At 68.5% G+C, this 10,819-nt stretch carries 11 protein-coding genes and 2 pseudogenes; 6 read left to right on the forward strand and 7 right to left on the reverse strand.

Annotation, left to right across the window (positions count from 1 at the left end; translation table 11 throughout):
* Positions 1-124: 124 nt before the first annotated feature.
* From E1267_RS39600 to E1267_RS39615, 5 genes are all read right to left on the reverse strand, one after another.
* Entirely contained in the window at positions 125-601 is a 477-nt protein-coding gene (locus tag E1267_RS39600; RefSeq protein WP_181957905.1) for a Mu transposase domain-containing protein, read from the reverse strand.
* 339 nt (positions 602-940) lie between these two features.
* A complete protein-coding gene (locus E1267_RS39605; protein ID WP_132340777.1) occupies positions 941-1,948 on the reverse strand; it encodes a carboxymuconolactone decarboxylase family protein in 1,008 nt (335 codons plus the stop codon).
* A 69-nt stretch (positions 1,949-2,017) separates the two neighbouring features.
* Positions 2,018-3,139, reverse strand: a complete 1,122-nt coding sequence (locus E1267_RS39610; protein ID WP_165960058.1) for a flavin-containing monooxygenase — start codon at positions 3,137-3,139, stop codon at positions 2,018-2,020.
* Positions 3,136-3,723, reverse strand: coding sequence for a hypothetical protein (locus tag E1267_RS45040; RefSeq protein ID WP_165960059.1), 588 nt, complete (start codon positions 3,721-3,723; stop codon positions 3,136-3,138). Before E1267_RS45040 ends, E1267_RS39610 begins: the two co-directional genes overlap by 4 nt.
* A gap of 18 nt (positions 3,724-3,741) precedes the next feature.
* On the reverse strand, positions 3,742-5,163 hold the full coding sequence (locus tag E1267_RS39615) for an MFS transporter (protein ID WP_132340781.1): 1,422 nt from the start codon (positions 5,161-5,163) through the stop codon (positions 3,742-3,744).
* Between the two features lie 80 nt (positions 5,164-5,243).
* On the opposite strand from E1267_RS39615, the gene E1267_RS39620 reads away from it, so the two are divergent.
* From E1267_RS39620 to E1267_RS45045, 6 genes are all read left to right on the forward strand, one after another.
* Complete coding sequence (locus E1267_RS39620; RefSeq protein ID WP_246064576.1) at positions 5,244-5,867, forward strand: TetR/AcrR family transcriptional regulator; 624 nt, start codon at positions 5,244-5,246, stop codon at positions 5,865-5,867.
* A gap of 60 nt (positions 5,868-5,927) precedes the next feature.
* Positions 5,928-6,932 carry a saccharopine dehydrogenase family protein gene (locus tag E1267_RS39625; RefSeq protein ID WP_220449897.1) on the forward strand — a complete coding sequence of 335 codons (1,005 nt, stop codon included), beginning with the start codon at positions 5,928-5,930 and terminating at the stop codon, positions 6,930-6,932.
* A 543-nt stretch (positions 6,933-7,475) separates the two neighbouring features.
* Positions 7,476-7,742 (forward strand): hypothetical protein, encoded by a 267-nt coding sequence (locus E1267_RS46965; protein ID WP_246064578.1) that lies wholly within the window; start codon positions 7,476-7,478, stop codon positions 7,740-7,742.
* A gap of 31 nt (positions 7,743-7,773) precedes the next feature.
* Positions 7,774-8,052, forward strand: coding sequence for a transposase (locus E1267_RS46970; protein ID WP_246064580.1), 279 nt, complete (start codon positions 7,774-7,776; stop codon positions 8,050-8,052).
* Between the two features lie 422 nt (positions 8,053-8,474).
* The gene (locus tag E1267_RS39640) at positions 8,475-8,900 is read left to right on the forward strand and encodes a hypothetical protein (RefSeq protein WP_132340787.1); all 426 of its coding nucleotides are present in this window, start codon (positions 8,475-8,477) and stop codon (positions 8,898-8,900) included.
* Positions 8,897-9,865: a tyrosine-type recombinase/integrase gene (locus E1267_RS45045; protein WP_165960060.1), complete on the forward strand. Its 969-nt coding sequence runs from the start codon at positions 8,897-8,899 to the stop codon at positions 9,863-9,865. Before E1267_RS39640 ends, E1267_RS45045 begins: the two co-directional genes overlap by 4 nt.
* A 384-nt stretch (positions 9,866-10,249) precedes the next feature.
* Here the strand turns inward: E1267_RS45045 and E1267_RS48140 are convergent.
* Positions 10,250-10,468: pseudogene (locus tag E1267_RS48140) on the reverse strand (IS701 family transposase); the annotation flags it as partial.
* Between the two features lie 32 nt (positions 10,469-10,500).
* Positions 10,501-10,819, reverse strand: a pseudogene (locus E1267_RS45050) (ISAs1 family transposase); the annotation flags it as partial.

A 10,819-nucleotide genomic window follows, 5' to 3' on the forward strand; every position in this document is an offset into this window, starting at 1 on the left:
CCCGCTGCTGTTCACGTCGACACACCGTCACAATCCGTGACGAACATCAACTAAAGCCGTAGTATGAAGTCCAACGACCTGGCAACTTTCACAGAGCACCCCTGGTCAGATTCGCGAAGCGCCATCAATGCTCCATGTGCCGGTGCAGCAGCAGCACCTCGATCAGCGCCCGGCTCCCTTCCGCGTCCCCGTGCTTGCGGCGGGCCGCGGCCCACCAGGCCTCATGGACGGCGGTGAAGGTGCCCGCGGCCCGGGCCTGTTCCAGCGCGGTGGCGCCGGGCAGCGCGCCGGGCTTGTGCGCCAGGGCCTCCAGGTAGTGGTCCAGCTCCAGCCGAGCCCCGCCCTTGGCGATCAGCCGCTCGTGCCGGGCCACTTCTGCGCCCTTGTGGTAGACGACCAGGTGGGAGGCAAACAGCATGACCCGCACCTGGTGCCCGGCCAGCCGGATCGGCACCGAGTAGCGGTTGGTGCGCACGCTGATCTGTCCGTGCATGTTGACGCGCGGAGTGAGCAGCCGGCCGATCTCGAACGGCTCGACCGGCAGCGGCGCCAGCAACCTCCGCTCGTGGGCGAAGCGCTCGCCGATGGTCTGGGTGCGCATCCGGATCCGGCGCTGCTCGTCTTTGACGTCCCACTGGTCGATCAGCGCGTTGAGCTCGCTGATCGAGGCGACATCGGGGACAGGCCAGCGCCTTCTCCACCGTGCGGAAGCCCACGTTGTACTTGCTCTGGATGGTCCGGATGGACAGCCCCGCTCGAGAATCGCGGCGGATCGCCGCGTACAACTCGACCTTGGACTTGGGCTGCACCAGCGCCACCTCATCCCGCGAAGCACATCAATGCTCTCACCGCGAGCCCTCGGGCGCTGTTACTTCTCAGCGACATCGTCTTTCAGCGGAAACGATCGCTGTCGCAGCTGACCGTCAAACGCTGTCACTTGTCACCGACAGAACCAGCTGGTGATGGCTTCCTCGATCCGCTCCACCGCGGTGATGGCGCCGAAGCCAAGCAGGTGCACCAGATCGGTGTCGGTGGCGGAGGTCGTGGTGCGCCATGCGGTGACGTCCGCTTCGGTGATGTCGTGTGGGCTGAGGGCGGCCAGCAGCGAGAGTTTGGCGGCGGGCCGGTCGGCTTCGGGAAGCCGGGTCAACCGTTGTGTGAGCCACGTGCCATGCGAAAGGGGGCCGGTGGAAGTGGGTTCGGCGACCGTGGCTCGGAGAAGGTTCCGGCTTGGCTCGCTCAGGAGTGTGGCGCCAGCGGCTGCCGCACTGCGCAGGGCAGTGAACGCGGGCGCGATCGGCGTGTCGCCAGCCCAGGCCGGCCAGGACGCCATCGGGATGCCGGCCAGGAGCGGCAGGCTGTCACCTCGGGTGAGTTCCCGGTGAACAGTGCGGGTGTAGGCCATGGCCCCGACCCGGCGTACCGGCCGTACTCGTTGCAGATTGCCGGGCAGCAGTTGCTCGTCGGTGAGCGTGGAGAACATGCGGTTGATGAAGTGGGTCGACAGGGCCGTGCCGATGTACTCGGCGGCGAGTTCGGCCTGGAACGGGGGTGCCGACAGATGTGCCGGATCAAGGGTTCGGGTGGCTTTCGCCCAGGTCGCCAGCGCGGCATGGTGAGGGCCGGCCGGGACTCGGTCGTCGAGCAGGTCCTCGGCGAGCTGGTGTTCGCCGAGGGCGTGGATCAGGATGCTGTGCGCGTCGATGCAGAACCGGCACCGGTTGGCCTGTGACACGGCCACGGCCACGACCTCCTTGTCGGTGCGGGGTGCGAGTCCCGCCAGTTCCGACTCGCGCAGCACGGCCCAGGCCGCGGCGTGCAGCTCAGGCGCCGGTGACAACATCATGAACGCGGCCTGCCCGAAGTCGGCCACCGATTGGGCGTACACCTCGGCGACTCGACCAGTGGCGGATTTCCTGGGCACAGGCACAACGTGGCGGACGGACATGCTGAACTCCTACGTGGTTGAGGGATGGGATGAGCTATCTCAGGGACGGGTCAGGCTTGGATCGGTGTCTCAAGGCCCGTTGCCGATCGCGCGGGCGATCCGCCGCGCTTCGATGGGAATCCGGCGGAGGCTGCCTTCGATCGCCGGTCGGTAGCCGATGAACCACAGTCCCGTCGCGGACCGGCACTCGCCCGCATCACGGCGGGGACGTCCGTCGTGGTCGAGAACGTCGAGGTGTCCGACCAGCTCGGCGAGGCCGGGGTCGTAGCCGGTGGCGGCCAGCACCATGTCGGGTTGCAGCCGGGTGCCGTCTCGCAACACGACATCGGGACCGTCGAGATGGTCGACGACGGTGACGATGTCCAGCCGGCCGGCGGTGAGATGGCCGACGAAGCCTTGGTCGATCGCGATGGTGACCCCGGTGGTGCGCATGCGCTCGAACGGGCCTTGCCTTGGGGCGGGTAGTCCGTGGGCGCGTAGGTCGCCGAACGTGTGGTGTGCCACGGCGCGGGCGAGGCGATCGCGGATCGGCTCTGGCAAGAGACGCAGCGCGAGGGTGAGCGGGTGCAGGGGCACGCCGTACAGTTGCCGGGGCAGGATGGTCGGTGAGGTGCGCACCGACATCCATAGGTGTTGGACACCCGCATTGATGAGGTGGCCGGCGATCTCGACGCTGGAGTTGCCGGCGCCGACGAGCAGGACCCGGGCGCCGGCGAGGTCGGCGGCGCGGCGCAAGGTGGCGACGTGCTGGATAGGCCGTTGGAAGCCTGCGCGCCCGGGCCAGTCAGGCACTTTGGGGACGCGGTCGTGGCCGGTGGCGACGACGACGTGCCTGCTGCGGTAGTGGCCGTCGCTCGTCGTGATCTGCCAGCCGCCGGCCACGGGGTCGATCCGGCGGGCTTGAACACCGCAACGTACGTGGAGTTGCGCGTGCCGGGTGAAGCGTTCGAGGTAGTCGATGTAGTCGTCCCGGGCGACCCACCGGCCGGCGCGTCTGGGGATGGGCAGACCGGGCAGGTCGGAGAGCCAGCGGATGGTGTTCAGGCGCAGGTCTTGGTGGCGGTGCCGCCAGGAGGTGCCCACCGCGTCGCCCTGCTCGAGGATGACCGGGTTGATCCGGCGCCGCCGCAGGGCGGCCGCGGCCGCCAACCCGGCCGGACCGGCTCCGATGATGATGACGGGGTGTGTCACGACGCTCGCCCCGAGCCTGGTGCGGTGAGCCTGGTACGGGCGAGCAGAGCGAAGCCGACCGCGTACAGGCAGGCGCCGATCACTTCGAGGACCTGGACGAACGGCGAACGCGGGCCGGCCGCGAAGATGAGGAGGCCGCCAAGCCAGTAGGTGAGCGCGCCGACGCCGAGCAACAGCGCACACCATCGGGCTCCACCGCGGACGAGCGACGTGGCGAGGATGGCGTACCCGGCGGGGAAGAGCAGCAGCCCGGGCAGCACGAACAACGCCCCACCCAGACTGAGGTCGGCTGATGAATGGACCAGTTCAGGCGCGTATCGGGCGGTGACCGGGTTGTGGGAACCGTCGTAGACGATCAGCGCGAGCCAGGCGAGGACGCCGGCCAGCGCGGCGTGGTGCGCCGACAGGCGGCGAGCGGGGGTCAGCTTCGCCAGGGCGACTGCCTGCAGGGCCAGGCCGATGGCCTGGATGGCGTGGGTGATGCCGTACCAGTCGAGGGCGACGGCCACGCCATGGCCGTCGCGGGCCGGGTGCAGGATCGTGCCGAGCAGGAACAGGACGGCTCCAGCGGTGGCGGTCGTCATGGTGGCCGTTGCGGGTGTTCAACGGTGTGGCCTTTCCGCCGGACGGGCGACCGGTGTCGCCAAGAGGTTCGGGCGCAGCAGGGCAAGGGTGAGAAGGCAGCCGAGGAGCGCGAGGGTTGCCGCGGCGGCGAAGCCGGTTCGCAGTCCGGCCAGGTAGCCGGCCGTGCCGGTAACGGTGGAGGCCAGGACCAGGATGGCGGTTACTCCGAGGCCGGATCCGATGCGTTGGGCGGTATTGACGACGCCGGCGGTCACCCCGGCATCGGTCTGGTCCACGGCGGTGACAGCGGGCGCGGTGACGCCGACGAATGAGGCGGGCAGGCCGACGCCGAGGATCAGTGCGGCGGGCAGCACGTCGGGGAGATAGTCCACGGTGGCGGGCAGCGTGGCGAACCAAGCCAGCGCGAGGGCTTGCAACGCAAGTCCGGCCGCCAGCAACGTACGGGCGCCGAAGCGCTTGATGGCGGCGGGGATGACGGTGCGGGAGGCGATCAGCCCGGCTGCCGCGACCGGCAGGACGGCCAGGCCGGACCGCGTGGGACTGTAGTGCTGGGTGTTCTGCAGGTAGAGGGCGAGCAGCGCGAACGCTGGTACGTGGGCCGCGCCGACCAGCGCGTTGACGATCGCGGAGCCGGTGACCTGGCGGATCCGGAACAGCCGAAGCGGCATGAGCGGTGCTGCGGTGCGCGCCTCGGTGGCGACGAAGCCGGCGAGCAGCGCCAGCGCGACTGCCAGCAAGATCGTGGCCGACGTCCAGGTCGCCCGGTCGGCGAGCGCGCCGACCGCGTACCCGAGCAGCAGTAGGCCGGTCGTGCCGAGCACGGCGCCGGGCAGGTCGAGCCGCATGGCCGAACGCGCCAGGCGCGGCGGGTCGGCGGGCAGTGACCTCCTGATCAGCGACAGCGCCACCACGCCCACCGGCAGGTTGATGAGAAATATCGACCGCCAGCCCAGTCCGTCGGTGAGCAGGCCGCCGGCCGCCGTGCCGATGGCGGCACCGGCTGCGCCCATCGCGCCCCAGACCCCAAACGCCCGGCGATGGGCGGCCGGCTCAGTGAACGTCCGCGTCAGCAGCGCCAACTGGGCCGGGACTGTGACGGCGGCACCGATGCCCTGTGCCGCACGCGCCGCCACGAGCACCCACGCGTTGTCCGCGAATCCGGCCAGTGCCGATGCGACGGTGAACAGGGCCAGCCCGAACCCGAAGACCCGCCGTGCGCCGAGCAGATCGGCCGCGCGTCCGCCGACCAGCATGAACCCGCCGAAGGCCAGCAAGTACGCGTTCGTGACCCAGGCCAGTCCCACCTCGTCCAGACGCAGGCCGGCGCCGATGCTCGGCAGCGCGATGTTCACGACCGTGGTGTCCAGGAAGACCACCAGCTCCACCGCAGTGATCAGCACCAGCGCGGCCGTGTGACCCGTCGTGGTGCGGTTACCCATACGCTACCCCTTTCACTAGAGCGATACTCCAGCGTAGATTGCACTAGAGTAGTGCTCCAGTCAAGTTGGGGAGATCGCCGGTGACAGGACCCAAGCCCGGAGTGCGCGCGGCCAAGACGGCCCAGACCCGCGCACGCATGCTCGCCGCCGCCCGCGAGCTGTTCACCGAACGCGGCTACACCGCCACGAGCATGCAGGCCATCGCGACCCAGGGCGGGGTGGCCGTGCAGACGCTGTACTTCACCTTCGAGACCAAACGCGCGATCCTCAAGGAGTTGCTCGACGTCGAGGTGGTCGGCGACGACGCCCCGGTCGCCACGCTCGACCGCCCGTGGGTCACCGAAGCGCTCGCCGCGCCGCCGCCGGAGCTGCTGCACCGGCTCGCCGAAGCGACCGCCGACATCCATGCCCGGGTGGCGCCGCTGCTGGAGGTCGCCCGCTCCGCCGCCGCCACGGACCCGGAGATCGCCGAGCTGTGGCGCACCAACATCACGCAGCGGCACACGGTGCTGGCCGTGTTCACCGGCGCCCTGGCCGCCAAGAACGCGCTGCGCGCCGGCCTCAACGCACTGCGCGCCGCGGACATGGCCCTCGCCGTCCTGGCGCCGGAGACCTACCTCCTGCTCACCCGCCACCGGGGCTGGAGCGACCGCGCCTGGGCCGACTGGGCGGCCCGGACTCTGATCGGCACCCTCCTTGCGTAATTCGAATAACTAGTGTCATGCTCTAGCGAAATGCGAGAGGAGTGACAGGAGGTCGGTCGGGTGTCAGGGATCCTCGTGATCGGCGGCTATGGCGCGGTCGGCGCCCAGGTTTCGACAACCTTGGACGGATGGTTTCCCGGCCAGGTCATCGCCGCCGGACGCAATCCCGACGGCGCCCGCCTTCCCGCCACCGTGCGAAGGGTCCGGCTCGACCTGGCCGACATCGCCGACCTGGAGCGGCTCCTCGACCTCGGCGACATCGCCGTGGTCGTCCTCTGCGTCGAACCGGCCGACGCCGCCGTCGCCGAGACCTGCCTGTCCCGCGGCGTTCACCTGGTCGACGTCGGCGCCTCCGACCACCTGCTGCGCCAGGTGGAGGACTTCGCCGGCCGGGCCACCGCCGGCGGGGCGACCGGGGTCCTCAGCGTCGGCCTCGCGCCGGGACTGACGAACCTGCTCGCCCGGCGCGTGCACGAACACCTCGGCGGCGCACAGCAAATCGACATCACCGTGCTGCTCGGCGCCGGCGAACAGCACGGCGCGGACGCGGTCGCCTGGACCGTGGCCCGGCTCGCCGGGCCACCCACCGCCCGCCCGCGGCGATACATCATGCCTGGCCACGGCCGCCGCACCGCCTACCCCTTGGACTTCTCCGACCAGCACAGCCTGCGCCGGACCCTCGGCGCGCCGAGGGTCACCACCCGCATGTGCCTCGACTCCGCCTTCTCCACCACGCTGCTGGCCGGCCTGCGCCGGCTCGGCGTCTTCCGGCGCCCCGCGCTGCGCGGCCTCATCACCACCGCGCTGTCCCGGGTACACCTGGGAGGCGACGGCTTCGCCATCCGCGTCGACGCGGTCAACGGCGACCGGCACGCCGCGCTCGCCCTCGCCGGCAACGGTCAGAGCCGCGCCACCGCCCTCGTCGCCGCGCACGTCACCCGCACCGTCCTCGCGGGCATGCTGCCCACCGGCGTCCACCACATCGACCAGCTATCGGCCCTGGCCGACATCCCCGAGCGGCTGGCCGCACACGGCATCCTCCCGCACGCCATAGGGTGCCGGTAAGAAAACGTTCATGAGCCCTGAAACGGCGTTGATCTTGCTGTGACGTGCCTGGTCAATGCTGGGTGGTCATACCGCGCGGCCAGGGTCGGCCCTCTGCTCCCGAAGCTGGCCCAGGTCCGAAGTAGGCACCCGGACCCTCGAAGTAAATCCCAGTGCTGAGCCTGCCTTGGTCCATGTCGATGGGATCCAACGAGATCGCCGCTACTGGCACGCTGCCGCATTCAACTGCGTCGTATTCCTGGGAGAAGACCTCGCATGATCATGGCACGCTGGAGCCACGGGCCGGTTTTGCGTTCCGGTGGCACCAGTATGTTTCGGGTTGCGGGTTTAGAGATGTGATCCGCCGGCCGCGTCCAGGGTGGTGCCTGTAACCCAGCCGGTCCCTGGTGGTGGGGCGATGCCGAACGGGCCGAACTCATCGGAGGCGAAACAGGCAGTAGTGGTTTTCAGATAACCCTTGTTATCTGGCAAGATAGCGATCACCCGCATAGCGCGAGCTGGACCACCGTCGCACCCGACCTGCTGGCCACCGAGGACGGCCGGTTGCAGATCCTGGCCGATGCCGCCTACGCTGCCGCCGAGCTGCGCGCCGCGCTCACCATCGCCGGACACCGGCTGCTCATCAAACCGCCCAGACTCAAGCCCGCCGTGATCGGTGGATACACCCTGGATGACTTCGTCATCGACACCCGCGCCGGCACGGTCACCTGCCCCGCCGGGCATACCGTCCCGCTCGCCGCGACCGGGGGCCGCCACCAGCAGCGCCGCGCCACCTTCACCGGGCTGTGCGGCCGCCTGCCCCCTGCGTGACCGATGCACCACCGCCAAGACCGGCCGCGTCGTGACCATCCGCCCACACCACGACCTGCAGGCCGCCGCCCGCCACCAAGCCGCCACCGACCCCGACTGGCAGGACGACTACCGACGCTGGCGGCCCATGGTAGAGCGCGCCGTGGCCTGGCTGGTCGCCCGCGGCAACCGCCGCCTGCGCTACCGCGGCACCGATGCCAACGACCGCTGGCTCCACCACCGCGCCGCCGCTCTCAACCTCCGCCGCCTGGTCAACCTCGGGCTCGCCTACACCAACGGCATCTGGACTGTCATCCCGATCACTGCATAGCAAAGGGGTGAGCCGCCTCATGCCGACTCACCCAGCAAGATCTTCAGGACACTCCTAGGCACCTCAAAGAGCTTGCGCTGCCCCCCGAGGCCGCAGAAGGGCAAGACCTGCACCGCCTGAGCCGGAGCGTTACTCAAGAAGGCCGGGACGCCAAGACGCAGTTCTCCAGATTCCTTCTCGCGTGGGCGCGCCTACGTTACCGACTGGACCAGCAAGAGAGTCGGGCCGCCTACGAGGGATTCTTGAAGGCGAGGAGAGTCGATGCGGACAGAGCGACCAAGGCGATCGACACTTGGCTCGACGTGGAGCCGTGGCAGCATGCGGCCGCTGCCTGTGGAGTCCTCGAACGAACTCTGCAAGCCATTGGCAATGGTCGGGACCTGACTCCGCCCACGCGTGACCCTCGGTGGCGACACAGCAGCGTGGCTGATCTCCTGCGCCTGCGTGAGCTGTTCGCCAGAAAGATTCCGAGCAGCTACGTCCGGACGGTGCCGGAGCTGATCCAGGACTTCGCGGAGGTCTTGATCCGCACGGGGATGTTCGAGGTGGCCGTGCCGGTGATCGACTCCTACGAACAAGGCGAGGAATGTTCCACCGGTGATGTTGTCGCCGAGATCGACAGGCGACTCCAGCAGATCATCGACCGAGAACCTCGTGACCGACTCGACTACCTCGAAAGCCTGGCGGCCCGGATCGGCCTGCGCTGGAGAGGCAACGAAAGCAAGCAACAGCAGTCTGACAGAGAGGGAACTGGCTGCCGAGTTCGGAGCAACCCAAGAGGACTACGCGGATGCCAAGAAGATCGGCCTCATCTATCGCGACATAGGACAGAGGTGAGTCGTAGTTGACGGGCAACGGTTTCAAACGCTGCAAGTGTCGGCAGGACGGCCGTGAACTCGGCGCGAAGTGCCCCAGGCTGCGGCGCAAGGACGGCTCGTGGAATCCCAACCACGGGACCTGGTACGGCAAGGAAGAAGTGCCCGCCGGCCCCGATGGCAAGCGCGTCTATCTGCGCTTGGGCGGTTTCAAGACCGAGACCGACCTGATCGCCTTCTACGAGAAGGCGGGGCGGCTGCTTGAAGTCCCTGAGGCGGGGCCGGAAGGGCACGAGGCTCGGATGGAAATCCTCGACATGATCCGAGCAGCGCACAAGAAAGAGGCGCCGCTGCCGGACTTCAACGAGTTGCGCCGCCGATACAACGGTGGCCAGCAACTCGGCTCCATGCTGTTCGGGTGGGAGTTCGAGGAGGGTGAACCCAAGACAGAGGCGAGCGACGGAGTGATCGCCCTCGACACCGGGACGGTCGCCGTGCTCAAGGAGCACCGCGCACGGCAGAACGAGGAACGCCTGGAATGGGGCGAGGACTGGACCCACACAGGCCGCATCTTCACTCACGAGGACGGCACCGAGCTCCACCCGGCCTGGGTCAGCGAGCTGTTCTCGCAACTCGCCTACCAAGCCGGCCTGCCGCCGATCCGGCTGCACGATCTACGGCACTGCGCTGCGACCCTCGCCTACGCCGCCGGCGCCGACACGAAGATGGTGTCCTCAATGCTGCGCCACAGCTCGACCAATCTGACCGAGAACACGTACACGACGGTGCTACCGGAGCTGGCGCACACGGCCGCCGAGGCGAGCGCCGCCATCGTCCCGAGGGCGGTCTCCCAAACTGGCGGTCTCCCCTCGGTCTCCCAAGAGGCTTCCGGCGGCCCTGCGGATTCCGGGGGAGAGGTGAAGCCCCTGGTCAGAAGGATGAAGAGTGGTAGGGCGCCCGGGGCTCGAACCCGGAACCTACGGATTAAAAGTCCGTAGCATTTATGCCGGGCCATGTTTCAACGTATTCAATTGTATCGCTCTGCCGGATTTTGTCGCATTTAAAATGTCTGAAAATGTCAGCCAGTGTTCATTGGTGTCGATGGCCGAAGAGCACGCGACGAGCATGCGGCGCCGGGTCCGGCGCGTCATGGCGTACTCTTGACTGTTCTATTTGTCATGATCTCGGCATGTTGGTCTTCTGCTGGGCTGGACTCTCGCCGGGGCTGCCACTTGCCCCCGGGGGCTGGTGAGCCTCGACTATCAGTGCTCGAGTCTGGTGGAGGCGTCGGAACTGGGACCACGCGAGGACGTGGTCGATGGCGTTGGCGGGGGTGAACAGCCTCGCCAGGACGCGGTGGATTTCGCTGATGGACGGGCGGATCAGGGCGATGTGGGGGCCGGGGGCGCGGTGCGGTGCGCCTCGTCTTTTCCCTGATCGTTGTGCTGGCCGGGATGGTCGTCGTCGGGCAGGCGGGAGCGGGTGACGTCAGGAAGGCCAGCGCGAGCATGACCGTGGTGACCATGCCGGTGCCATCCCTCCCAGGTGCGGACCTGATACTCGGTCAGACCGAGAAGATCCTTTCCGTGCTTGTTGTTCTCGACGTAGTTCAGGATCCAGGGCCGAAGCGTTCTCAGTTGGTGAAACCGAGTAGTTGAAGGCCCTTGGTTGGGTGGCTGCGGTAGTGGTCGGTGGCGGCGGCGATGTTGGTCCAGCCGATGAGGCGGGCCAGGCCGATGGCGAGGTTGCGCAGGCTGGCCATGATCCGGGGTGCGGTGCCGGTCCGGACGCGGGAGGTGTCCTCGCGGTAGGTGACGTCGCGGATGTGGTGCAGGGCTTCGATGCTCCAGTGGCCGCGGATCAGTGCGGCGAGCTGGGTGTGAGTGACTCGGCCCGGGGGGAGGCTGGTGACGGCGTAGACGGTGACGATGGTGGTCTTGCCGGTTTTGTGG

The sequence above is a fragment of the Nonomuraea longispora genome (genome assembly GCF_004348345.1).
In the GTDB taxonomy this organism is placed as follows: Bacteria; Actinomycetota; Actinomycetes; order Streptosporangiales; family Streptosporangiaceae; genus Nonomuraea; species Nonomuraea longispora.

What these genes read in the sequence shown, in the direction of transcription:
- E1267_RS39615 (WP_132340781.1), bottom strand. Translation starts at nt 5,163, where the DNA reads ATGGGTAACCGCACCACGACGGGTCACACGGCCGCGCTGGTGCTGATC.
- E1267_RS45040 (WP_165960059.1), bottom strand. Translation starts at nt 3,723, where the DNA reads ATGACGACCGCCACCGCTGGAGCCGTCCTGTTCCTGCTCGGCACGATC.
- E1267_RS39605 (WP_132340777.1), bottom strand. Translation starts at nt 1,948, where the DNA reads ATGTCCGTCCGCCACGTTGTGCCTGTGCCCAGGAAATCCGCCACTGGT.
- E1267_RS39600 (WP_181957905.1), bottom strand. Translation starts at nt 601, where the DNA reads ATGCGCACCCAGACCATCGGCGAGCGCTTCGCCCACGAGCGGAGGTTG.